The following is a 22251-nucleotide window of genomic DNA, read 5'->3' as shown; positions in this document are numbered from 1 at the left end:
GCGTACTCGGCGCCCGCGTGTTCACCGATCGGGCAGCTGCAGCGGCCTCGCGGATGCCGCGCGGTCGACGTCGCTCACCCGCGCGACCTCCTCGGACACGAGTCCGTCGCGCCAGCGCCGGAGCACCCCGCGGGGCACCTCCTCGCTCACGAGCGCGAACGCGAAGTGGTCGCTCCAGACGCCGTCGATGTGGATGAACCGTCGCCGGAGCCCCTCGTAGCGGAACCCGAGCTTCTCGACCACACGGAGCGACGGCGCGTTCTCGGGCCGGATGCAGATCTCCATGCGGTGCAGCCGCAGCGTGTGGAAGCAGTAGTCGGTGGCGAGTGCGACGGCCGTCGGGGTGATGCCGCGACCGGCGACCTCACGCGCGACCCAGTAGCCGATCGTCGCGGACGACAGCGAGCCGTACGCGATCGACGAGACGTTCAGCTGCCCGACCAATTGACCGTCGACCTCGATGACGAAGGGCAGGGCATGACCGGTGCGCGCGTGCGCCAGCAGGTTGCGGATGCTCGCGCGCGTGTCGATCACCGAGCCGCCGCCCGGGTACGTCGCCTCCCACTGCCGGAGCCACCCGCGATTGGCGAGCAGGACTCGTTCGAGCGGCTTCGCGTCGCGGACGCGGATGGGCCGCAGCGTGACGTCACCGTCTCGCAGGGTTGGCACGGCGACTGCGGGCATTCTCAGACTGTATCGAGTCCTGCCGCGTACTCGATGAGCCACGGGCGGAGTTCCGGCCCGAGGTCGTCTCGATCCGCGGCGAGCTGGATGACCGCCTTGATGTAGTCGAGCTTGTCGCCCGTGTCGTAGCGGCGGCCGCGGAAGACGACGCCGTAGACGCCGCCGGTTCCCTCGACGTCGCCGGCCATGGTCATGAGCGCATCGGTCAGCTGGATCTCGCCGCCCTTGCCCGGCGGCGTGTCCTCGAGGATGTCGAACACCTCGGGCTTCAGCACGTAGCGGCCGATGACCGCGTAGTTCGACGGTGCGACGTCTTTGCTCGGCTTCTCGACGAGGCCCGTGACCCGCACGACGTCGGGGTCGTCGGTCGCCTCGACCGCTGCGGCGCCGTACAGGTGGATCGAATCGGGGTCGACCTCGAGGAGCGCGACGATCGACGCATCCCGAAGGCCCTGCTCGTCGAGCATTCGCGTCAGCAGCGTGTCGCGGGCATCGATGATGTCGTCGCCGAGCAGCACGGCGAACGGTTCCTTGCCGACGTGCATGCGCGCGCGCAGCACCGCGTGTCCGAGGCCGAGCGGGTCGCCCTGGCGGACGTAGTGCATGTCGGCCAGGTGGGTGGACTCGTTGACCTTCGCGAGCTTGGCCGTGTCGCCCTTCGCCTCGAGCGTCGCCTCGAGTTCGGCGACGCGGTCGAAGTGGTTCTCGAGCGCGTTCTTGTTGCGTCCGGTCACCATGAGCACATCCGTCAGACCTGCTTCGACGGCCTCTTCCACGACGTACTGGATGGCGGGCCGGTCGACGACCGGCAGCATCTCCTTCGGCATCGCCTTCGTCGCCGGCAGGAATCGAGTGCCGAGTCCTGCAGCGGGGATGACGGCCTTCGTGATCCGTTGAGTCATGCGACTCAGCGTACCGGCCGCCCCTCCGAGGTGTTCAGGCCGCCTCGCCATAGGATGTGTGCCATGCCCGACGATCCGGATGTGGACAAGCGGATCCTCCGCGCCGAACTGCGCGAGCGACGCCGGAACATGCCGGCGCACGAGCGCGACGTCGCGACCGAGGGCTTCACCGCGCGCCTCGAGGAGCTGATCGGCTCGACCGAGGCGCAGTCGATCTCGTGCTACCTGTCGATGCCGACCGAGCCGAACACCCGGCCGTTCGTGAACTGGGCCGAGGCCAGGGGCATCCGCGTGCTGTTCCCGGTGACTCGCGAGGACGGCCTACTCGACTGGACCGTCGGCGAGGAGGAGACCGAGACGCTCGGCCTCCACGGCACCCCGGAGGCGGTCGGCGAACTGCTCGGCCCGATGGCGATCAACGACGTCGATCTCATCATCGTGCCGGCCGCCGCGATCGACGCGACGGGCATGCGCCTCGGGTGGGGCAGGGGCTATTTCGACAAGACCCTCGGATCGATGGGAAAATGTCCTCCGGTGTACGCCGTGGTCTTCGACAGCGAGTTCGTCGAGACCGTGCCGCGTGAGGTGCACGACCAGCCCGTGAACGGCATCGTGACGCCCACGCGCATCATCGCGTTCTGACCGGCCGAGCGCCGGCGAATCACCCGAGATCGGAAGAAGTTCCATGCCCACGTACTCCTACCGTTGCACCGAGTGCGACAACGCCTTCGACATCCACCAGGCCTTCACCGACGACACGCTGACGGTCTGCGAGGTCTGCGGCGGCAAGCTTCGCAAGCTCTTCAACACGATCGGCGTGACCTTCAACGGCTCGGGCTTCTACCGCACCGACTCCCGCAGCGGCGGCTCGGGTTCATCGGGTTCCGGCTCCTCGGGGTCGTCCGGGTCGTCGGGCTCGAGCTCCAGCAGCGGCTCCTCCGGGTCGTCGGCGTCGGGTTCCTCCTCGTCGTCGAGCGGCGGCACGGCCGGCGGCGGCGCTTCATCGTCGAAGTGACCTTCGGCTAGCGTGGTGCCGGTCGGTCCCACGACACCGGGATCCGCCGAACTCGGATCCGCCATCGACCAAGGGGGAGAGCCATGATCAAGGGCTTCAAAGAATTCATCATGCGGGGCAACGTCATCGACCTCGCGGTCGCGGTCGTCATCGGCGCCGCCTTCACGCAGGTCGTGAACGCCATCGTCGAGGGACTCATCAACCCGCTGATCAGCCTGCTGTTCAAGGCGGAGAGCCTCGATTCGCTGACGTTCCAGCTCGGCCCCGCGACCTTCGCGTACGGCTCGATCATCGGCGCGATCATCTCGTTCCTCGCCGTCGCCGCCGTCGTCTACTTCGTCTTCGTGATGCCGATGAACCACTTCAAGGAGCGGGCGGAGGCCAAGCGCAAGGCGGGTCAGCCCGACCCCGAAGAGCCCGAGACCGAGCTCACCATGCTCGCCCAGATCCGCGACCTGCTCGCCGAGCGCGCCGGTGGCACCGGCGCCCATCGCGAGTGAGCTAGGTCTGCCTCCAGTGCGGCGGCCGGTCGCGGGTCAGGCGCTCGTCGTCGGATGACCCCGCGCCGGCCTTCCCCTTCGGCGGCCGCGCCGGTTCGTCCGGGCGATCGACCGGCGCCTCAGGCGACGGATCGGAACCCGGCGCCGGCGTGAGACGCGCACGGCGCGCCCGACCGGAGGCGCGTTCGACGCGCTGGCGCGGCTCTTCGGTCATCGGCGTTCGGCCGCGGCATCCGCGGTGTGCTCCGCATCGGGTCGCCCGAGCAGCGACGCGACGCGTGAGGCGACCGCATCGGGGTTGCCGAAGAGCTCGAAGCTGTGCACGCGCAGGTAGTGCCAGCCGAGGCGGCGCAGCACGTCGGGGCGCAGCCGCAGCGACTCGCGAAGGCTGAGTCCGGCGAGCGCGTCGTCGGTCTCGACGACGACCGCCTTGCCCGCGTTCGCAGCGGCCAGCGCGAGTCGGCCGCGATGGCCGACGCTGACCCGCACGCCGCGGCGCTCGAGCCGCGCGGCGAGGTCGTGCAGCATCGAGGGCGCCTCCCCCGTCGCGCTCGGCCCAGCAGCGCGCTCCTCGGTCTGCGTGAGCACGTTCGCGAGTGCCAGCACGCCGTGGCTCTGCCGGTCCTCGTCGATGTCCTCCGGGCGGAACGCCGAGACGACGTCCATCGAACGGCGGGCGCGGGTCATGCCGACGGCCAGCAGACGGTCTCCGCCCGGTTCGCCGAGAGAGCCGAAGTTCGAGAGCAGCCGGCCGTGCGGGGTGCGACCGTAGCCGACCGAGAAGATCACCCGGTCGCGGCTCTGCGCGACCGCCTGCTCGAGCGTCAGCACCGTGAACGGCTCGGCGCGGTCCTTCAGGATGAAGTCCGAGAGGTCGGTGCGCTTGGCGAAGGCCGCGAGCACCGACTGGTGCACGCGCCCGGCGTGCTTCGTGCTCGCGGTGATCACCATGAGCGACTCCCGCGGCCGCTTGACCGCGTGCTCCATCACGAGCTCGACGACCTTCGCGACCTCGGAGTCGATCGACTCGACGGTGCCGGTGACGGTGTCGGGCAGGCCGTTGCCCGCGACGTAGTGCAGGCCGAGGCTGCCGTGACCGAGGAAGCTGCCGGCCCAGGGCAGCGAGGAGATGCGCCCCGCGTAGAAGCGGTTGTTGACGAGTTCGGCGAGGTCCTCCCCGCCGGCGCGGTAGCTGCGGGTGAGCGTGAGCGTCGGCAGCAGTTCGCCGAGCCGCGCGAGCGCCGAGTCGGCGTGCAGGGCGTCGACGCCGTGCTCGGTCGACGAGATCCTGGACTGCTCGACGTCGTCGAGGCCCGTCTCGAAGAGCGTGGGCGTCTGGGTCACGGGATCGCCGAACGCGACGACCTGCTTCGCCCGCCGGATGGCGCCGAGGTTCTCGGCGATGCTCGTGGCGCCCGCGTCGACGAGGATCACCGTGTCGAAGCCGATCGAATCGTCGATCGCTGCGACGTCGTACGGCGAGGCCAGCCAGATCGGGGCGAGGGCGCGGAAGAGGTGCGGCGTCTCCGCCTGCAGCGTCTCGGGTCGCACCCGGTCGCCGCGGAGCATCCGCTTCAGCCGTCCGGCCTCGTCGGCGTGGTCGACGAGCGCGACCTTCCAGTTCTCGGCGAGCCGCCACGCGAGGAGCGGGCCCGCCGCTGAGGCGTGGGCCTCGTCGACGAGCCGGAAGTCGCCCTCGAGGCGGTCGAGCACCGAGGTGTTCGCGCCGAGCAGGGCCTTCTCGTGTGCGAGCACCGATTCCAGCACCGACTGCCACCACGCGAGCTCGAGCTCGGCGGCGACGGCCCGCTCGGGCACGTGGCGCTTGGCGAGGTCGAGCAGCAGCGGGTCGAGGCCGAGGTCGCGGAGCCGCCCGAGCACCGCCGTGCGCTCCTGCAGGTTGGTCAGGACCTCGGACTCGGCGGCGAGGCCCTCGAGCGCCGAGGTGAGCTCCCGGATCGGACGGGATCCGAGCTGGCGCGACGTGCCGACGACGCCGAGCGGCGCATCGAGCGCCGCGAGGTCGCCGACGACGTGCTGGTAGGCGACGTGCACGTCGTCGATGCCGACGGGAACGCCGGGGATCGCGCCGGCATCGGAGTACCGCTGCCAGAGCGTGCGCTGCTGCTGGATGCCGCGGAGCGCCGAGTTCAGGTCGGAGACGTGCACTCCGGGGCGCACGAACTCGAGCGCGTGCCGGCGCAGGCGCCTGCGGTTGGCGCCCGACATGCCGGGCGAGTCGCGGCGCGACGAGGTCGCGGCGATGAGCTCTCCGAGCGGCCGGTCGAAGACCGAGGGCTGGAAGCGGTCGAGCGTCTCGCGCACATCGAGCAGCAATCGCAGGAAGACGCCGAGCTCGGCGACCGACTCGAACTCGCGCAGCCGGGTCTGGGCGATGAGCGCGCGGCCCCGGTCGAGGAGGCGCGGCAGATCGCTCCGGGAGAGTCGTTTCGCGAGTTCGTGGGCACCGGTCGCCTCGTCGGAGGAGGTGAACGACGCCCCGTACCAGGGCGAATCGCCGGGACCGTAGCGGAACTCGCCGAGCGCGGCTGCGCGCGCGAGGTCGCCCGCGATCTCCTCGCGGCGGTCGGCGACGGCCACGAGCGCGGCGTGGTCGAGGCGCGCTGTGGTCGACGGCGGGTTCGGCACGAGCGCGAGGCTCGCGAGCTCACCGAGCGCGTCGAGCACCGAGACGTGCAGTTCGGGGTCGGTGCGGGTCAGCGCCGAGCGGTAGTCGAGCAGCACCTTGCGGAGCCGCACGAGCGCGTCGTCGACGTCGGCGACCCGGGGCCGCTCGGCCTTCTCGTTGCGCGAGATCGACTGGATCAGCTCGCGGCGGAGCCCGGCGGTCGTGACGGCGGCGCCGCCGAGCCCGACCTGGCCGAGCCGGTGCGCGATGCCGTCGAGGCTCGCCCGACGGGCGCCGACCACGAGCACTCGCTTGTCCTTCGCGACGAGCGCGCCGATGGCGTTCACGATCGTCTGCGTGCCGCCGGTGCCGGGCAGCGTCTTCACGACGACCGAGGTGCCCGCTTCGATCTCGGCGACCGCCTGCTCCTGCTCGGGGTCGGCGTCGAGGAGCAGCGTGTCGGTCGACGGCGGCCGCGCGTCCTGCGCCACCGCGCGCACCCGCTCGCCGGTCGCGGCGACGACGGCCGCGCGGGCGGCGGGGTTGCCGGCGATCGCGTCGATGACGGGGTGGTCGAGCTTCGCGGCATCCGCTGCCATCTCGGGGCCGACCTCGGCGAACGAGGAGACGACGAGGCGCGGCGCCACGTGGAACCACGGCAGGTGACTCGTGAGTCCGCGGAGCCGGTCGATGACGGGCTGCGGCTTGAAGACGCCGTTCGTGATCGCGAGGGCCACGAACGCGTCGGCGTCGAGCGTGATCTGGAACTGCTCGCGGAGTTCCCGGGCGAGCGCCGGGTTCAGGAACGGCTGCCCCTTGAGCTTCAGTTCGAAGTCGCGCCCGTATCGCCGGATGGCGAGGGGCCGCAGCAGCACCGGGGCCAGGAACTCCTCGCCGGCGTTGCGCCAGGAGGCGAGGCCGATCGCCAGGTGCACCGACTCGATGCCGCGAACCGAGCGCAGCTCGATGCCCTTCTGGGTGATCTCGGCTGCGGCGAGCCTCGCGTTGCGGAGCGCGAGCTCGTCGCGGATGAGGCTCGAGAGCAGGGTGGACTTGCCGGTGATGAACTGCGGCAGGCCACCGGGATGCGTCGTGGAGAGCTCGATGCGGGTGTGCGGGGTGTCGACGAAGCGGGCGAGCGGCGAGCGGCCGCCCACCGCGGCGAGCTCGGAGTTCCATCGCCGCCACGCGGGTTCGGCGACGTTGCCCGCGACGAGGTCGGGGTCGCCGAGGCTCAATCCATCGGGGCTCGTGATGTCGTGTCGCATATGCTCCGGGGTGAGGTTCTCGGCGGCAGCATCGACCTCGGGGTCGAGGATGTCCTCCTCGTCGTGATTCCGATCGAGCCGCCGCACACCGACACCATACGTGGAATCACGCGGATTCCTCGGAGCATCGCCGCGTCCGGAGCTCTTTCGATACCCCCAGGGTATTGTGCTACCGTCGCCCGGGTGAGTCCAGCACTGCCCGAGAGCCCTTCCGCAACGTCCGAGTCCCCCGCGACCGCACCCCGCACGACGGTCGTCGTCGGCGGCGTCGCCGGGGGCATGTCCGCCGCGACACGCCTGCGGCGACTCGACGAGGAACGCGAGATCATCGTGCTCGAGCGCAGCAGCGAGGTCTCGTTCGCGAACTGCGGCCTGCCCTACCACGTGTCCGGCGTGATCGCCGATCGAGACGCCCTGTCGCTGCAGTCGCCGGAGCGGCTCGCGGCGCGATTCCGCATCGACGCGCGGGTGCGGCACGAGGCCGTCGCGATCGACCGGGCGGCCAGGACCGTCACGGTGCGCAGGCTCGACGACGACACGACGTCGGAGATCCGCTACGACGAGCTCGTGCTCTCCCCCGGTGCGGCACCACGTCGGCTCGCGAACACGTCGACGGATGCCCCGGTGCGCACGCTCCGCACCCTCGACGACCTCGACCGGATCATGGCCGACCTCGACGCGATGCCGGCCTCCGGCCCGGTCGTGGTCATCGGCGGCGGGTTCATCGGCATCGAGATGGCCGACAACCTGCTCCGCCGGGGACTCGACGTCGCGCTCGTGCAGCGCGGCGCGCACCTGCTCGCCGAACTCGACGAGGAGATGGCGTCGCCCATCGCCGACCACCTCGTCGGACTCGGCATCGACGTGCGCCTCGGCCAGCCCGTCGTCGCGATCGACGCCGACCACGTGCTGCTCGGCGACGGCAGCCGGCTGCCGGCCGCACTCGTGATCACCGCGATCGGCGTGACGCCCGAGGCATCCCTCGCCGCCGATGCCGGCATCGCGATCGGCGCGAGCGGCGGTATCGCGGTCGACGCCTTCCATCGCACGAGCGACCCGGCGATCTTCGCGATCGGCGACGCCGCGGAGAAGCGCGACGCGAACGACGGCACCGGCACGCTGACGACCCTCGCCGGCCTGGCGAACCGCCACGGACGCGCCGTCGCCGACACGATCGCGGGAACGGAGGCCCCGTCACGGCCCGCGCTCGGGACGTCGATCGTCGATGCGGCCGGCCTCACGGCCGCGAGCGTCGGCTGGTCGGAGCGCGTCGCCCGCGAACGCGGTCGCGAGGTCCGCGTCATCCACACCCATCCCTTCTCCCACGCCACGTACTACCCCGGCGCAGCGCCGCTCTCGCTGAAGCTCGTGATCGACGCCCACGACGACCGCATCCTCGGGGCGCAGGCCGTCGGCACCGACGGCGTCGACAAGCGCATCGACGTCATCGCCACGGCGATGAGCATCGGCCTCGCGGCATCCGCTCTCGCCGATCTCGAGCTCGCGTACGCGCCGCAGTACGGATCGGCGAAGGACCCGATCAACATGCTCGGCTACGTCGCGCGCAATCTCGCGAGCGGCGAGGACCGAGTCATCCAGTGGCACGAACTCGAACACGAGCTGGCCACGGGCGCCGTGCTCCTCGACGTGCGCGCCGAGGCGCAGCTCGCCGAGGGGCGCATCCCCGGTTCCCGCTGGATCCCGGTCGAATCGCTCCGCGAGCGTCACGCCGAGTTCGCGGGCCGCCGCGTCGTCGTGCAGTGCCGCGTCGGGCAGGGCGCGCACACTGCCGCCCGTCTGCTCGCCGTGCTCGGCCACGACGTCGTGAACCTCGACGGCGGCTACCTCACCTGGCGCGACGGCCGGCGCGCCAGGGCGCTCGCCGAGCTGCCGCTCGCCGCCTGAACCCCGCACCCCCACCCACTGCCCTCACCGGCATCGACCAGACACCGAAACAGGAGCCCAGATGCGATCCATCACCCCGAACGACGTCCACGCGATCACCGACGCCGTCATCCTCGACGTGCGAGAGCCGAACGAACTCGCCCAGGCCCGCATCGAGGGCACGCTCGACATCCCGCTCGGCGAACTCGTCGAACGCGTCGCCGAGGTGCCGAGCGACACGACCGTGTACGTGCTCTGCCACGCCGGCGGTCGGAGCGCACAGGCCGCGCAGTACCTCGAGAGCCGCGGCGTCGACGCCGTCAACATCGACGGCGGCATCGTCGCGTGGCACCGGGCGGGACTCCCCGTCTCGCTCGGCGGCGCATCATGACGACCACGACCGAGTCCAAGGCCGACGCGCAGCGCCGGATCGCCAACCGCCTGAAGCGTGCGCGGGGTCAGCTCAACGCCGTCATCGACGCGGTCGAGTCCGGCGCCGACTGCCGCACGGTCGTCACCCAGCTCTCCGCGGTCTCGAGCGCCCTCGACAAGGCCGGCTTCGCGGTCATCTCGACCGCGATGCGCGAGTGCCTCGCCGAGCCCGACGAGTCGCCGACCACGGATGCCTCGGAGCGCCTCAGCGTCGACGAACTCGAGAAGCTCTTCCTCACGCTCTCCTGAGCGCGTCTGCCGAGACCGCAGCAGCACGCACGACCGGACGCCGCGGCGGCGGCCCGGAGGCACGCCGCTGCGGTCCCGGATCAGATCAGATCGATGCGAGCTCGAGGCCGTGCGCCGCGGCGACGCCCTCGTTCGTGAGCTTGCCGGCGGTCGCGTTCAGGCCCTTGGCGAGCGCGGGGTCTGCGGCGAGCGCGGCCTCCCAGCCGAGGTCGGCGATCTTCAGCGTGTACGGCAGCGTCGCGTTCGTGAGCGCGGGCGTCGACGTCGCGGGCACCGCACCGGGCATGTTGGCGACGCAGTAGTAGATCGCGTCGTGCACCCGGAAGGTCGGGTCGGCGTGCGTCGTCGGGCGCGAGCCCTCGAAGCATCCGCCCTGGTCGATCGCGATGTCGACGAGAACCGAGCCCGGCTTCATCGCGGCGACCATGGCGTCGCTGACGACCTTCGGCGCGGCCGCACCGGGAACGAGCACGGCGCCGACGACGAGGTCGGCGTCCTTCAGCTGCCGCGCGATCTCGTACGGCGACGAGGCGAGCGTGTGGATGCGGTGGTCGTAGCGCGCATCGATCTCGCGCAGCTTCGGCAGCGAGATGTCGAACACGGTGACGTCGGCGCCGAGGCCCAGCGCGGTGGCCGCGGCCTGCTCGCCCGCGACGCCGCCGCCGATGACGACGACCTTGGCGGGCGAGGTGCCGGGAACACCCGCGAGCAGCACCCCGCGCCCGCCCTTCGAGGCGAGCAGCTCGGCCGCGCCGACCTGCGGAGCGAGACGGCCGGCGACCTCGCTCATGGGGGTGAGCAGCGGCAGCGACCGGTCGGCGAGCTGCACCGTCTCGTAGGCGATCGCGGTGACGCCCGAGTCGAGGATCGCCCGGGTCAGCGGCAGGTCGGCCGCGAGGTGGAGGTAGGTGAAGAGCGTGAGGTCGGTGCGGAGGAATCCGTACTCGGCCGCGATCGGCTCCTTGACCTTCAGCACGAGGTCGGCCGCCCACGCCTCAGCGGCGGTCGCGACGATCGTCGCGCCGGCCTCGGCGTACTCGGCGTCGAGGTACCCGGCACCCGTGCCGGCGCCGGCCTGGATGGCGACCTCGTGGCCGCGACCGGCGAGCGCGTGCACGCCCGCGGGCGTCATCGCGACGCGGAACTCGTTGTTCTTGATCTCTGCAGGCACGCCGATGCGCATGGGGTTTGCTCCGTTGCTGTGGTCCGAATGTCGTGGTGACAAGTGGCACAATTCTCGCCGCTTGTTCGCCACTCCGACAGATCAACCGCACAGAATTCGATAGAATGGCGATATCCGCCGCACTCATTCGAATCAAGGATGTCTCGATGCCCGATGCACCGCAGATCAGCGCACCCGGTGCGGAGCCCACACCGGTCGTGCTCGACGCGATCGACCGCCAGATCATCGCCCGGCTCCACGAGAACGCGCGCATCCCCAACGTCGACCTCGCCCGGGCGGTCGGGGTCTCGCCCTCCACGTGCCTGGCGCGCGTGCGGTCGCTCCGCGAACGCGGCGTCATCGTGCGCTACACCGCCGAGATCGATCCCGCAGCGCTCGGGTACCACCTGCAGGCGCTCGTGAGCGTACGCATCCGGCCGGGCGCCCGGCACCTCATGGAGCAGATCTCCGACGAACTCCGAACGCAGCCCGAGGTCTCCCAGCTCTTCTTCCTCGGCGGATCCGAGGACTTCCTCATCCACGTGCGCGTCCGCGACAGCGACCACGTGCGCCAGTTCGTGCTGAAGAACCTCTCGGCGAACCCGGCGGTCGCCCTCACCGAGACGAACCTCGTCTTCGAGCACCACACGGCGTTGTCAGCCGGCCTGCGCGCCGTGATCTGAGGCGGGCCTCTGGTCTCAACGCCGGGCAGCGGATGCCTCGCGCTCTCGCCAGCCGGGGCATCCCGGTTCTATCGTTCGGCGCCGGTGATCTCAGCCGCCCGCTCTCGCCAGCTGAGGCATCCCGCAATATCGTTGAGGCCATGGCGCCCAACGAGATCGTCGCCCCCATGCTCGCCAAGGCCGTTCCCGGCGTGCCCGACCCCGACTCGGTCGACGGCGGTCTCGCCTACGAGCCGAAATGGGACGGCTTCCGCGGCATCGTCTCGTTCGACGGCGAGGACGTCGAGATCGGCAGCCGGGGGGCGAAGCCGCTCACCCGGTACTTCCCCGAGCTCGTCGAGGCGTTCACGCGCCTCCTGCCGGTGCCGTGCGTGCTCGACGGCGAGATCGTGATCTCGACGGCCCGCACCGGCCAGGCGCGGCTCGACTGGGAGGCGTTGTCGCAGCGCATCCACCCCGCCGCGAGCCGGGTCGAGCTGCTCGCACGCGAGACCCCGGCGATGTTCGTGGCATTCGACCTGATCGAGTCCGACGGCGTCTCGCTGCTCGATCGGCCGTTCTCGGAGCGACGGGCAGCGCTCGAACGCCTCGTCGGCGACATCGGCGACCCGATCAGGCTGACCCGCATCACGACGGACGTCTCGCTCGCCCGACGCTGGCTCGAGGAGTTCGAGGGCGCCGGACTCGACGGCGTCGTCGCCAAGCCGCTCGCCGCGCCCTACTCCCCCGGCAAGCGCGTGATGCTGAAGGCGAAGCACCACCGCACCGCCGACGTGGTCGCGCTCGGCTACCGCATCCACGCCTCGGGCAGCGGTGTCGGCTCGATCCTGCTCGGCCTCTACGACGACGAGGGGCGGCTCCGCAACGTCGGCGGCATGTCGGCGTTCAGCAATGCACGGCGGCTCGAGCTCATCGACGAGCTCGCGCCCTACGTCGTGCGCGGCGACGACGGCGCGATGGTCACCGGCGAGACGGAGCGCAGTCGATTCTCATCGGGCCGCGACGTGTCGTTCGTGCAACTGCGGCCGGAGCTCGTCGCCGAGGTGCGCTACGACCAGCTCGAAGGCGACCGGTTCCGCCACACGGCGCAGTTCGAACGATGGCGGCCCGACCGCGAGCCGCGCTCGTGCACCTTCGAGCAGATCGAGCGGCCGGTCGCGTACGACCTCGACGACGTGCTCGGCTGAGGCGAAGGGCGGCAGGAACGTGAGCTCGGCGACCCCCACTGCGCACCGCTACGAACGTGAGAGCGTCGAGTTCGCGCGAACCTTCGCGTTCCTCGATGCGGTCTATGCGATCGCCCTGACCATCCTCGTCGTGAACATCGATCCGCCCGACGCGTCGGAGTGGCAGAGCATGTCGACCCTCCTCGCGAGCGGCCTCGGCTGGCAACTGCTCGGGTTCGGCGTCAGCTTCGCCGTGATCGCCGTGTTCTGGCGCGCCAACCACCGGATCGTCGCGGGGTTCGGCGCGATCACTCCCGCGGTCATCACGGCGAACCTCGTGGCGATCGCCTTCGTCGTGCTGATCCCCTTCTCGACCCAGGGCGTCAGCGACCTCGCCCTGGCCGACGAGCCGCTGACCGTGACGGTCTACGCGCTGAACATCAGCGTCGCCGTGCTCGCGCAGTCGGCGGTCTTCTTCGTCGCCCGCCGCGACGGAGTGCTCCGCGACCCGCTTCCGCGGCGCGCCGACACGGTGAAGTTCATCGACACCCTCATGACGCCGGCCGTCTTCCTCGCCTCGATCCCGGTCGCCTACCTCTTCGGCACCGACTGGGCCCGGTACACGTGGGCGCTCCTCATCGTCGTCGGCCCGCTCAGCGGGCGGTGGTCGACACGGCGCATCGCGCGCATCCAGGCGTCGGCGGCGTCGCATCCGTCGGGTCGGGGCGCCGCCTGAGCGCCCGGATGCCTCGTCGGGCCCTGCGCACGAGCCCGACGTGTGCATTCCGACCCTCGCGGGGTGCGACGATTGAAGGATGCCCGTCGACACGTACCCGTTCGTGGAGGAACTCGCGATCGCGAGGTTCGTCGGTCCGCTGAACCTGAGCCGCGGCCGCACCGCCGAGCGCGCCGGTGCCGTCGTCTCGCTGGACTGGGACCCCGCCCACTTCCGGTTGAGCGCCGACGTGCGAGGCACCGCGCCCGAACCGTACCGCTCGACCGTGAAGCTCGACCTCGGCATGCCGGGGCGGGCGACGATCCTCGCGGGCGCGTGCACGTGCCCGGTCGGTCGCAACTGCAAGCACGTCGCAGCCACCCTGATCGCCGCGGCCGAACGCCACAAGCGCGAGCAGGCCGACGCCGCCGGCCTCGAGGCCCGCGACGCGGCGAGCGCGGCGGCGACCGGATGGCGCGGAGAGCTCGCGGCACTCGCCGGCATCGCGCAGGGCTCCTCCGAACCCGCGGACGACGCGGCGATCCGCCAGCCGCTCGCGCTCCAGTTCGAACTGCGCGAACGGGTCTCCCGCAAGGCCAGCGCCCGCCAGACGGCCCGCGACGAACCGGCGTCGTCGGCGGCATCGGTCGATCGCCTCGCCGTGCGCCCGGTGACGCGCGGCAGCCGCGGCGGCTGGATCAAGGGCAGCCTGACCTGGCAGAACGTCGGCTTCCAGGGTCGCGCCGGCGGGTTCGACCCCGCGCAGGCGCGTTGGTTCGCCGAGTTCTCGCTGCTGAAGGGCACGAGGCACTCCGCATTCGCCGAGTACGGCTCCGCGTGGATCTCGCTCGACGAGTACGAGAGCCGCACGCTGTGGGCCCTGCTCGACGCCGCGCCGCGACTCGGCATCGCGCTCGTCGGCGGCACGGCGCGCACGGTGATCGACATCGCACGGCCCGCGGTGATCGGGCTCGACGCACGGCTCGCAGCGGTCGCGCCCGGTGCGGACGAGGAGCACGAGGCGGACACGGATGCCGCGTCAGATGCGGCCGCGTCGCCCGACACCGACCTCGTGCTCGCCCCGTCGGTCGCCGTCGGCGGGCGCAGCTACCCGACCGAGCTCGTGCGGCTCATCGGAGACCACGGCGTCTACGCCTTCGACTTCCTGGACGGCACGATCACCCTCGCACCGCTCGCAGCGCCGCTCACCCCCGCCGGCCGCGCCGCGGTGCGGCGGCGTGCACCGATCATCGTTCCCGCCGCAGAGGTCGAGGCCTTCGTCGACGAGCAGTACCCGGCGCTCGCACGATCGCTGCGCCTCGCGAGCGGCGACGGCAGCTTCGCGCTGCCCGAGCTGCCACCCGCGACGCTCGTGGCGACCATGCACCACGAGCCGAACCACGTCGTGCGACTCGAGTGGCAGTGGGAGGCCGACGGCGGGCGCAGGTTCGCCCTCGACGCCCCCGACGCCGAGTTCCACGATCCCGAGCGGGAGCGGCTCGTCGCGGCATCCGCTGCCGCACTGCTCGCCGACGACCCGGCCGGCCTGCCGGCGGTCGCCCCCGGCACCGAGCCGAGGCTCCGCCCTGAGGCGGAGCTGCGCGGCCTCGCGAGCGCGGAGTTCACGGCCCGTCTCGTGCCGCGCCTGCAGGAGCTCGAACGGCTGCGGATCGACGTCGTCGGGGATCCCCCCGCGTACCGCGAGCTCGTCGAGGCGCCGACGCTCACCGTCACCACGGTCGAGAGCGATCGCACCGACTGGTTCGACCTCGGCGTCGTCGTCACGGTCGAGGGCAAGCGGGTGCCGTTCGGGCCGCTGTTCAGCGCGCTCGCGAAGGGGCGGGCGAAGCTCCTCCTCGTCGACGGCAGCTACCTGTCGCTGAAGCAACCGGTGTTCGACCCGCTGCGCGAACTCATCGAGGAGGCCGGCTCGCTCCGCGAGTGGGAGGCCGGCCTGCGGATCAGCCGCTACCAGACGAGCCTCTGGGCCGAGTTCGAGGACCTCGCCGACCAGTCGGAGACGGCGGTGGCATGGCGCGACACCGTCGCCGGCCTCCGGGCCGCCGACGGCGTGGAGGAGATCGCCCCGCCCGCCGGTCTCGCGATGGAGCTGCGGCCGTACCAGCTCGCCGGCTTCCGCTGGCTCGCCTTCCTGCACCGACACGGGCTCGGCGGCATCCTCGCCGACGACATGGGCCTCGGCAAGACCGCGCAGACGCTCGCGCTCATCGCACACGCCCATGAGACCGCCGCCGAGGGCGAGCGTCGCCCGTTCCTGGTCGTGGCGCCGACCTCGGTCGTCTCGAACTGGGCGGCAGAGGCCACGCGCTTCGTGCCCGGCCTGCGCGTCGAGACGGTCACCGCCACGAGGGCGGCCAGCGGCGCACGGCTCGCGGATGTCGCGGCGCGCGCCGACATCGTCGTGACGAGCTACGCGATCCTGCGCCTCGACGCCCCCGAGTTCGCCGGCTTCGACTGGGCCGGGCTCGTGCTCGACGAGGCGCAGTTCGTGAAGAACCACTCGTCGAAGGCGAATGCCGCCGCACGCGACATCCGTGCACCGTTCCGCCTGGCCGTCACCGGCACGCCCGTCGAGAACAACCTCATGGAACTGTGGGCGCTGCTGAAGATCGTCGCGCCCGGGCTCTTCCCCTCGGCCCGCGGCTTCGCCGAGCGCTTCGCCCGGCCGATCGAGAACGACCACAACGCCGAGCGCCTGGCCACGCTGCGCCGGCGCATCCGCCCGTTCATGCTGCGCCGCACGAAGGACGTCGTCGCGCCCGAGCTGCCGCCGAAGCAGGAGCAGGTGCTGACCGTCCAGCTCGACCCCGAGCACCAGCGGGTCTACGACGCGTTCCTGCAGCTCGAGCGGCAGAAGCTGCTCGGCCTCATCGACGACCTCGATCGCAACCGCTTCACGGTGTTCCGCTCGCTCACCCTGCTCCGCATGCTGAGCCTGCATGCGGCGCTCATCGATTCGGAGCAGTACGCCGAGGTGCCGTCTGCCAAGCTCGACGCCCTGTTCGACCAGCTCGACGAGGTCGTTGCAGAGGGGCACCGTGCGCTCGTGTTCAGCCAGTTCACCTCGTTCCTGCAGATCGCCGCAGCGCGACTCGAGGCGGCCGGGGTGCCGTACGCGTACCTCGACGGCGCGACGACGAAGCGTGCCGACGTCATCGCGCGGTTCCGCGAGGGCGATGCACCCGTGTTCCTGATCAGCCTGAAGGCCGGCGGCTTCGGCCTGAACCTCACCGAGGCCGACTACGTGTTCCTGCTCGACCCGTGGTGGAACCCCGCGAGCGAGGCGCAGGCCGTCGACCGGGCGCACCGCATCGGCCAGTCGAAGTCGGTGAACGTCTACCGCATGGTCGCGGAGGGCACGATCGAGGAGAAGGTGATGGCGCTGAAGGCCCGCAAGGCGAAGCTCGTCTCGTCGCTCATGGACGACGGCGAGCTCTTCAGCGAGACGCTCACCGCCGACGACATCAGGGGCCTGATCGGCGGCTGAACTGGTGCCCCTGGAGGGACTCGAACCCCCAACCTGCTCCTTAGGACGGAGTTGCTCTTCCATTGAGCTACAGAGGCTGGCCGCATCAGAGTCTACCTGCCGCGCGGTAGCGTGTTCTGCGGCGCGCGAGCGTCGGCGAATCGCGGCGGTGCCGCAGAACGGAGCGGCATGAGCGGGTCGACGGGCACGAGGTTCTGGGTGGGCGCGTCGACGGTCGGTGCGCTCGGCACTGCGGCGCGCGGCATCCGCTCGCTCGATATCGCGGCCGACGGCGCCGCAACGCTCGGCGAACCCGTCGACGTCGGCCCGAACCCCATGTTCCTCGCCGTCTCAGCTGCGACGGGCGTGCTCGGCATCGTGCACGAGCTCGCCGAGGGCCGCGTCTCGACGTGGACGTTCGAGGGCGACACGCTCGCGCCCTTCGGGCTGGTGGGCGCCACCGGAGCCGCCGATCCCTGCCACCTCGCCTTCGACGAGGCCGGCGGCCTGGTCTTCGCGGCGAACTACTCGGGCGCGCGGGTCTCGGTGCACCACGCGGCTCCGGATGCCCCGGCCGACGTCGCCCTCAGCGCAGACTTCTCCGGCTCGGGCCCGAACCGGGAGCGCCAGGAGTCGTCGCACCCCCATCAGGCGGTGCTCGACACGGCACGGGACCAGCTGCTCGTGCCCGACCTCGGCTCCGATCGCGTGCGCGTGCTCGCGCTCGACGCGCTCCCCGAAGCCCTCGGCCACGACGAGCAGCGCGACATCGTCGTGCACGCCGGCGCGGGCCCCCGGCACCTCGTGATCGCCGGCGACCTCGCCGTCACCGCGAACGAACTCGACCGCACGGCGAGCATCATCGACCTCGCCGAGGGTCGTGAGGTGGCGTGGTTCTCGATCGGCGACGACGTCGAGCCGCGCGGGCTCGGCTGCTCGGCGATCCGGCTGACCCGCGGCGGCATCGTGCTCATCGGCGATCGAGACGCCGACGCGCTGCGCGCCATGCGGCTCGACCCCGAGGCGCGCACGCTCGAACTCGTCGCGACGATCGCGACGGGCGGGCGGCATCCGCGCGATCTCGAGCTGACGCACGACGAACGGTTCGCGCTCGTCGCCGACCAGGGTTCGGACTCGATCGCCGTCGTCGCGCTCGATGAGGTCGGCGTGCCGGTGCGCGTCGTGGGTGTCGTCGAGACGCCGGCGCCGGCCTGCCTGGCGCGGGCCTAGCGGTCGCGGGCCGAGCGGTCTCGGGACCGGGGCGGCTCGACGGACCGCGCCGGACGACGACGTCGGGGCTAGCCCGGCGGGTAGAGGTACAGCGCGGAACCCGCCGGAATCGTACGGCGATGGTACGAGTGGTCGGAGTTCTGGTTGTACTCCTCGATGTTCACGCTTCCGTCGGCGTTGATCGACTGCACGTAGGCGACGTGGTTGTACGGGAACCACGCGACCGCGCCGATGACCGGTTCGCTCGAGGTCGGCCATCCCTTGCTCGCCCAGGCGTCGGCCCACGCGTAGGCACTGCCCGAGGCGAGGTTCGACCAGTCCCATTTCCAGGGGGCGCTCGTGACGCCGGCATCGCGGTTCATGCGCCAGGCCACGAAGTCGACGCACTCGCGGAAGTAGTACCGCAGCGGCGACAGCCCTCCGCCGTAGTCGTCGGGCGTCTGGTCCCACCAGGGGTAGTCGTCGCCCTCGGCCTTGACCGTGTAGATGGCGTAGCTGCCGGAGCCGCGCGACGCGAGGTTGGCCGCCCATGCGGCCTTGTCTCGCTCCTCCTGGTCGAGGGCCGCGGCCTCGATCTCGGCCTTCGTCTCGACCGTGTAGGCCTCGGTCGACAGCGGAGCACCGCTCACGAGCGAGGAGACCTCGACGTCTTGCGCTTCGGCTCGCGAAAGGCTGAAGGTGCCGGATGCCCCGAACGTCTCGCCGCCCGGCATGAACGCGTACGCCGGCAGCGCAACGGTGCCGACGATCGCCGGCACCACGAGCATCGTCGAGAAGACGCGGAGCGGGCCGTTGCGGCGGGTGGGCATGCGAGGCGCACGGGTGACGGCTGCGGCGACATCGGCTGTCGCTGAGGAACCCGGTGCGGCCGGGACGGATGCCGCGGCATCCGCTCGACCCTTCGCCTGCTTCGAGCGTCGTCGCTCGGCTGGGGCGCTTCGTCGCGCTCGACCTCGGTCGGCCGATCGGCGCGAGGAGCGCGGGCGCTCCGATGCGTCGTTCGTCTCGTCACCGTTCAACAGTTGGACCTCCGGGCACCGTTCCGAGGCCGCAGTGCAGCCCGGGAATGGAGTGGCTTCTCGGGTGTGCCGGCGACTCGGGGACGCCGGACTCGTTTCACCTTAGGGCACAGCTCGCGTCTTTGTCACGGCCTGCCCGTCATCGTGCGGGAGCTGCGGCCCGCCGTCGCCCTGTTCCACCGCGCCCGTGTTGCGCAGGAAGACGATGACCCAGCTGAAGACCAGCACGGCGACGATCAGTTCGACGGCGGTGAGGTTGTAGTACCCGCTGATGAAGAATGCTGCGAGCACCACGATGACGCCGACGTAGACGTACCCGAGCACGATGAACACCTTCGGCATCGTCGGCAGCAGCGCGTGCAGGCTCAGCACCATGACCACGTACACGATCGCCATGCCCGTCGCCGAGAGGTTGTGCAGGCCGAGGAACTCGTCGACGGGGAAGATGCCGACGCAGGCGAGCAGGATTCCGATGACGATCAGGCCCAGGCGCACGAGGTTCCGGCCCCGTCGCTCGGCGGGGCTGAGGGCGGGAAGGAACGATGTCGCGTAGTGCGCGATGGTCGTCACCATCACACCGGCGATCACGAGCGTCAGGTTGAACGCCATAGCCGAGACGTCGTCGCTGATGCCGAGCGTGCTGAGGTTCTTCTGCCACCAGAGCGGATCGGTCGCGCTCAGCATGCTCGCGAGCGCCCCGACGGCGAGGAACAACGCGAGCACGAGCGAGAGCAGCATCGGCGTGAGGTTCACCGCCGAGAGATAGGCCATGTAGGCCGAGACCGCCATCGCGACCCCGCCGAGGACTGCAGCCGGGAACCCGTAGACGAGGGCGCCGACGAAGCTCTCGCTGAGCAGGGACGCCAACCCGGTCCAGCCGAGGAGGGCGATGACGCCGAGTGCGAGCGCCAGGGCGGCGACGTCGAACCAGTGCAGGCGCTGCCGGAACCCCGGCGCCGTGCGGGCACGGGAGCGGCGCACCATGCACCCGAACACGAACGCGACGAGCGCGGCGATGCCGCCGCCGATCGCCGCGTAGACGCCGATCGACCCCTGACCGGCGATCGGAACGTCGCGGTCCCAGAAGACGAACAGGCCGATGAGGCCGCCGACGGCGAACGCCGCCGCTCCGACGAGGAGGGCCGAGGACTCCTTGGCCTCTGCGCTCCGAGCGGGGTGCCGCAGCATCTGCGCGAGAGCCGATGATTCAACCATTCCGATCCTCCTGCACGTCCGCACCGGCGGAGCCGAAACGAGCTCCCGATCGGCAGCGTAGACCCGCCGCGCCCGCGAGGGAAGAAGCCGCGCCCGACCTGCCGGACGACCGGGTCAGGCCGCCGTCGCGAGGTACTCGTCCCACTGCGGGAGCGGTCGTTCGAACCCGCGCGCCACCCAGTTGCGCCCGGTCGGGCGCCCGGGCGTGAACCGGAGCTCCCATCCCATCTCGGCCGGCGTGCGGTCGCTCTTCGTGTTGTTGCAGCGAAGGCAGCAGGCGACGAGGTTCTCCCAGGTGTCCCGCCCTCCCCTCGAACGCGGAAGCACGTGGTCGATCGTCGCCGCCGGCCGGGCGCAGTACGCGCACGCGTGGTCGTCACGTCGGAGCACCCCTCGCCGGCTCACCGGCGCCTGATTCAGCCGAGGAGCGCGCACGTACCGTGTCAGGAGGATGACGCTCGGTCGCTGCCACGATCCGTTCGCGGCGCAGACGGGGTTCCCGACGTCGTGCTGGATGACGGTGGCCTTGTGATTCATGACGAGGAGCAGCGCCCGCTTGAAGGAGACGACGGCGAGCGGCTCATAGCCCGCGTTGAGCACGAGGGTGCGCATGGAGTGCCTTTCGATCGGTGCTGGATGGCTTCCAGCCGCGTGAACGGATCGGCGGTCCGAGAGGACGTCGGGCGATGGCGGGCAACACCGGATCGCGGTGGCTCGAGGAGCCCGGAGAACAGAGAACGGGCACCGTCGTGATGACAGTGCCCGTCGGAGCATGGGCCCGGGTGGTGCTCGTTCGACTGCTGCGCCGATGGTCGAAGTGCGCGCGCGCATCCGTGGAATGGATGCTGCACGACTGGCCCATCGGCTTCCCCTGCCCGGATCTCTCGGATCGTCAGGGTCTCAGGTTAGAACACGAATGGCGCGCCGGGAACTTCCGGCGCGCCATTCACGCGTGGAGTCACGCGATGTTCATCGATCAGATGCCGATGCGCACGATGTAGTAGTCGCTCGTCCAGATGGGCTGCACACGAACGGATGCGCCTTCGTAGGGCGCGTGCAGGATCATGCCGTTTCCGGCGTAGAAGCCGTCGTGACCCGGCATGATCACGAGGTCGCCGGGCTGGGCGTCGGCCTCGGAGATGCGGGTGCCCATGGCCCCCTGACCGGCCGAGGAGTGGGGCATGCTGACGCCGAACTGCGCGTAGACGTACATCACGAAGCCCGAGCAGTCGAAGCCGGCCGGCGTGGCGCCACCGTAGACGTAGGGGACGCCGGTGTACTGCGTGGCGACGCTGTAGACGCTCGCGAGGTCGAAGTTCGGGTACGGCGGGTTGGCGAGGAAGTCGCCGACCGACGGGCCCGAGTACGACGCGGCGTACGACGTCATGGCCTGCTCAGCAGCGACCCGCGCGGCTTCGGCCTCGGCGGCCGCCTGCAGCTCGGCGCCGGTGACGGTGTCGTAGCCGTCGGCCGTCACCGGGGCGGCGATGACGTCGTCGGTCACCTCGACCGACTGCGCCTGGGCCTTGGTCAGCTTCGTCACGTCGGTCTGCGCGAACTGCGGACCGGTCGAGCCGGGCGCGAACGCGTATGCCGGGATCGCGAGCGTGCCGACGATGCCCGCCGACACCGCCATCACGAGCACGTTCGCGACCGGGCCACGCCGCAGTCGACGCGTCGACGGCAGCGTCGACGCGACGCGAGCCGCGGCATCAGGCTGGGGGGAAGTGGGGGAAACGGGTGCTTTCGCGGCGATGATCGCCTTCGTCGCAGCTCCGCGGGCGGGGTTCCTGGTGAGCCGTCGCCGTGAGAATCGAGCCAAAATGTGTACCTCCGTCGCCCCATGACAACGGATGTCATCCCACCGGATGCGCACGCGGGCGCCTACGGGTACTTGATCGAGCGGTGGGCTTGGGAGGCGTCTCGACCCTGGTCCCCCGACTGGCTTCTCGCCGGCGGACTCGAATGAGACTACGCGAGGAGTGCCCGAATGTCACATTCTGGTCACGGC

20 protein-coding genes and 1 tRNA gene are annotated in these 22251 nt (G+C 71.0%); 12 read left to right on the top strand and 9 right to left on the bottom strand.

Going from position 1 to position 22251, the window contains the following annotated elements; translation table 11 throughout:
- Positions 1-21: 21 nt before the first annotated feature.
- Together ACFTQE_RS04810 and galU are read right to left on the bottom strand one after the other, a co-directional pair.
- Positions 22-684: a GNAT family N-acetyltransferase gene (locus ACFTQE_RS04810; RefSeq protein ID WP_376923997.1), complete on the bottom strand. Its 663-nt coding sequence runs from the start codon at positions 682-684 to the stop codon at positions 22-24.
- Between the two features lie 2 nt (positions 685-686).
- Positions 687-1586, bottom strand: coding sequence for a UTP--glucose-1-phosphate uridylyltransferase GalU (galU, locus tag ACFTQE_RS04805; protein WP_376923996.1), 900 nt, complete (start codon positions 1584-1586; stop codon positions 687-689).
- Positions 1587-1649: 63 nt separating this feature from the next.
- Between galU and ACFTQE_RS04800 the strand changes: the two genes are divergently transcribed.
- The 3 genes from ACFTQE_RS04800 to mscL all read left to right on the top strand — a co-directional run bounded on the left by ACFTQE_RS04800 (position 1650) and on the right by mscL (position 3101).
- Positions 1650-2228, top strand: coding sequence for a 5-formyltetrahydrofolate cyclo-ligase (locus tag ACFTQE_RS04800; protein ID WP_376923995.1), 579 nt, complete (start codon positions 1650-1652; stop codon positions 2226-2228).
- 43 nt (positions 2229-2271) lie between these two features.
- Positions 2272-2601 (top strand): FmdB family zinc ribbon protein, encoded by a 330-nt coding sequence (locus ACFTQE_RS04795; RefSeq protein ID WP_376923994.1) that lies wholly within the window; start codon positions 2272-2274, stop codon positions 2599-2601.
- Between the two features lie 83 nt (positions 2602-2684).
- A complete protein-coding gene (gene mscL / locus ACFTQE_RS04790) occupies positions 2685-3101 on the top strand; it encodes a large conductance mechanosensitive channel protein MscL (protein WP_376923993.1) in 417 nt (138 codons plus the stop codon).
- A gap of 210 nt (positions 3102-3311) precedes the next feature.
- Here mscL and ACFTQE_RS04785 read toward each other — a convergent pair whose 3' ends face one another.
- Positions 3312-7085 carry an AAA family ATPase gene (locus ACFTQE_RS04785; RefSeq protein WP_376923992.1) on the bottom strand — a complete coding sequence of 1258 codons (3774 nt, stop codon included), beginning with the start codon at positions 7083-7085 and terminating at the stop codon, positions 3312-3314.
- A 96-nt stretch (positions 7086-7181) separates the two neighbouring features.
- Between ACFTQE_RS04785 and ACFTQE_RS04780 the strand changes: the two genes are divergently transcribed.
- The 3 genes from ACFTQE_RS04780 to ACFTQE_RS04770 all read left to right on the top strand — a co-directional run bounded on the left by ACFTQE_RS04780 (position 7182) and on the right by ACFTQE_RS04770 (position 9563).
- On the top strand, positions 7182-8903 hold the full coding sequence (locus ACFTQE_RS04780) for an FAD-dependent oxidoreductase (protein WP_376923991.1): 1722 nt from the start codon (positions 7182-7184) through the stop codon (positions 8901-8903).
- Positions 8904-8964: 61 nt separating this feature from the next.
- The gene (locus tag ACFTQE_RS04775; RefSeq protein WP_376923990.1) at positions 8965-9273 is read left to right on the top strand and encodes a rhodanese-like domain-containing protein; all 309 of its coding nucleotides are present in this window, start codon (positions 8965-8967) and stop codon (positions 9271-9273) included.
- Positions 9270-9563, top strand: a complete 294-nt coding sequence (locus ACFTQE_RS04770) for a metal-sensitive transcriptional regulator (RefSeq protein ID WP_376923989.1) — start codon at positions 9270-9272, stop codon at positions 9561-9563. The genes ACFTQE_RS04775 and ACFTQE_RS04770 overlap by 4 nt, the downstream gene beginning before the upstream one ends.
- A gap of 85 nt (positions 9564-9648) precedes the next feature.
- Here ACFTQE_RS04770 and ald read toward each other — a convergent pair whose 3' ends face one another.
- Positions 9649-10746, bottom strand: coding sequence for an alanine dehydrogenase (gene ald, locus ACFTQE_RS04765; protein ID WP_376923988.1), 1098 nt, complete (start codon positions 10744-10746; stop codon positions 9649-9651).
- A 146-nt stretch (positions 10747-10892) separates the two neighbouring features.
- Between ald and ACFTQE_RS04760 the strand changes: the two genes are divergently transcribed.
- The 4 genes from ACFTQE_RS04760 (at position 10893) to ACFTQE_RS04745 (ending at position 16797) form a co-directional block, all read left to right on the top strand.
- Positions 10893-11408 (top strand): Lrp/AsnC family transcriptional regulator, encoded by a 516-nt coding sequence (locus ACFTQE_RS04760; RefSeq protein WP_375838288.1) that lies wholly within the window; start codon positions 10893-10895, stop codon positions 11406-11408.
- Between the two features lie 140 nt (positions 11409-11548).
- A complete protein-coding gene (locus tag ACFTQE_RS04755; RefSeq protein ID WP_376923987.1) occupies positions 11549-12595 on the top strand; it encodes an ATP-dependent DNA ligase in 1047 nt (348 codons plus the stop codon).
- 19 nt (positions 12596-12614) lie between these two features.
- Entirely contained in the window at positions 12615-13310 is a 696-nt protein-coding gene (locus ACFTQE_RS04750) for a TMEM175 family protein (protein WP_376923986.1), read from the top strand.
- Between the two features lie 79 nt (positions 13311-13389).
- A complete protein-coding gene (locus ACFTQE_RS04745) occupies positions 13390-16797 on the top strand; it encodes an SNF2-related protein (protein ID WP_376923985.1) in 3408 nt (1135 codons plus the stop codon).
- Positions 16798-16799: 2 nt separating this feature from the next.
- Here the strand turns inward: ACFTQE_RS04745 and ACFTQE_RS04740 are convergent.
- Positions 16800-16874 (bottom strand) — tRNA-Arg (locus ACFTQE_RS04740).
- Positions 16875-16965: 91 nt separating this feature from the next.
- Between ACFTQE_RS04740 and ACFTQE_RS04735 the strand changes: the two genes are divergently transcribed.
- On the top strand, positions 16966-18006 hold the full coding sequence (locus ACFTQE_RS04735; RefSeq protein WP_376923984.1) for a lactonase family protein: 1041 nt from the start codon (positions 16966-16968) through the stop codon (positions 18004-18006).
- Between the two features lie 68 nt (positions 18007-18074).
- Here ACFTQE_RS04735 and ACFTQE_RS04730 read toward each other — a convergent pair whose 3' ends face one another.
- The 3 genes from ACFTQE_RS04730 to ACFTQE_RS04720 all read right to left on the bottom strand — a co-directional run bounded on the left by ACFTQE_RS04730 (position 18075) and on the right by ACFTQE_RS04720 (position 20852).
- Positions 18075-18815 (bottom strand): CHAP domain-containing protein, encoded by a 741-nt coding sequence (locus tag ACFTQE_RS04730; protein WP_376923983.1) that lies wholly within the window; start codon positions 18813-18815, stop codon positions 18075-18077.
- A 312-nt stretch (positions 18816-19127) separates the two neighbouring features.
- Positions 19128-20240 (bottom strand): hypothetical protein, encoded by a 1113-nt coding sequence (locus tag ACFTQE_RS04725; RefSeq protein ID WP_376923982.1) that lies wholly within the window; start codon positions 20238-20240, stop codon positions 19128-19130.
- Between the two features lie 114 nt (positions 20241-20354).
- Positions 20355-20852: an HNH endonuclease gene (locus ACFTQE_RS04720; RefSeq protein WP_376923981.1), complete on the bottom strand. Its 498-nt coding sequence runs from the start codon at positions 20850-20852 to the stop codon at positions 20355-20357.
- Positions 20853-20926: 74 nt separating this feature from the next.
- Here ACFTQE_RS04720 and ACFTQE_RS04715 point away from each other — a divergent pair, with 74 nt between their 5' ends.
- Positions 20927-21241 carry a hypothetical protein gene (locus ACFTQE_RS04715; protein WP_376923980.1) on the top strand — a complete coding sequence of 105 codons (315 nt, stop codon included), beginning with the start codon at positions 20927-20929 and terminating at the stop codon, positions 21239-21241.
- Here the strand turns inward: ACFTQE_RS04715 and ACFTQE_RS04710 are convergent.
- On the bottom strand, positions 21217-22062 hold the full coding sequence (locus ACFTQE_RS04710) for a C40 family peptidase (RefSeq protein ID WP_376923979.1): 846 nt from the start codon (positions 22060-22062) through the stop codon (positions 21217-21219). The two genes, ACFTQE_RS04715 and ACFTQE_RS04710, sit on opposite strands and share 25 nt — an antisense overlap.
- Between the last annotated feature and the right edge of the window lie 189 nt (positions 22063-22251).

It is taken from the genome of Agromyces sp. NPDC056965 (genome assembly GCF_042673425.1).
Classification (GTDB): Bacteria; Actinomycetota; Actinomycetes; order Actinomycetales; family Microbacteriaceae; genus Agromyces.
Note: the sequence above shows the minus strand (reverse complement) of the source record. Positions and strands in the feature narration are given on the sequence as shown.

What these genes read in the sequence shown, in the direction of transcription:
- ACFTQE_RS04810 (WP_376923997.1), bottom strand. Translation starts at nt 684, where the DNA reads ATGCCCGCAGTCGCCGTGCCAACCCTGCGAGACGGTGACGTCACGCTG.
- galU (WP_376923996.1), bottom strand. Translation starts at nt 1,586, where the DNA reads ATGACTCAACGGATCACGAAGGCCGTCATCCCCGCTGCAGGACTCGGC.
- ACFTQE_RS04800 (WP_376923995.1), top strand. Translation starts at nt 1,650, where the DNA reads ATGCCCGACGATCCGGATGTGGACAAGCGGATCCTCCGCGCCGAACTG.
- ACFTQE_RS04795 (WP_376923994.1), top strand. Translation starts at nt 2,272, where the DNA reads ATGCCCACGTACTCCTACCGTTGCACCGAGTGCGACAACGCCTTCGAC.
- mscL (WP_376923993.1), top strand. Translation starts at nt 2,685, where the DNA reads ATGATCAAGGGCTTCAAAGAATTCATCATGCGGGGCAACGTCATCGAC.
- ACFTQE_RS04775 (WP_376923990.1), top strand. Translation starts at nt 8,965, where the DNA reads ATGCGATCCATCACCCCGAACGACGTCCACGCGATCACCGACGCCGTC.
- ACFTQE_RS04770 (WP_376923989.1), top strand. Translation starts at nt 9,270, where the DNA reads ATGACGACCACGACCGAGTCCAAGGCCGACGCGCAGCGCCGGATCGCC.
- ald (WP_376923988.1), bottom strand. Translation starts at nt 10,746, where the DNA reads ATGCGCATCGGCGTGCCTGCAGAGATCAAGAACAACGAGTTCCGCGTC.
- ACFTQE_RS04760 (WP_375838288.1), top strand. Translation starts at nt 10,893, where the DNA reads ATGCCCGATGCACCGCAGATCAGCGCACCCGGTGCGGAGCCCACACCG.
- ACFTQE_RS04755 (WP_376923987.1), top strand. Translation starts at nt 11,549, where the DNA reads ATGGCGCCCAACGAGATCGTCGCCCCCATGCTCGCCAAGGCCGTTCCC.
- ACFTQE_RS04745 (WP_376923985.1), top strand. Translation starts at nt 13,390, where the DNA reads ATGCCCGTCGACACGTACCCGTTCGTGGAGGAACTCGCGATCGCGAGG.
- ACFTQE_RS04735 (WP_376923984.1), top strand. Translation starts at nt 16,966, where the DNA reads ATGAGCGGGTCGACGGGCACGAGGTTCTGGGTGGGCGCGTCGACGGTC.
- ACFTQE_RS04730 (WP_376923983.1), bottom strand. Translation starts at nt 18,815, where the DNA reads ATGCCCACCCGCCGCAACGGCCCGCTCCGCGTCTTCTCGACGATGCTC.
- ACFTQE_RS04725 (WP_376923982.1), bottom strand. Translation starts at nt 20,240, where the DNA reads ATGGTTGAATCATCGGCTCTCGCGCAGATGCTGCGGCACCCCGCTCGG.
- ACFTQE_RS04720 (WP_376923981.1), bottom strand. Translation starts at nt 20,852, where the DNA reads ATGCGCACCCTCGTGCTCAACGCGGGCTATGAGCCGCTCGCCGTCGTC.
- ACFTQE_RS04715 (WP_376923980.1), top strand. Translation starts at nt 20,927, where the DNA reads ATGGCGGGCAACACCGGATCGCGGTGGCTCGAGGAGCCCGGAGAACAG.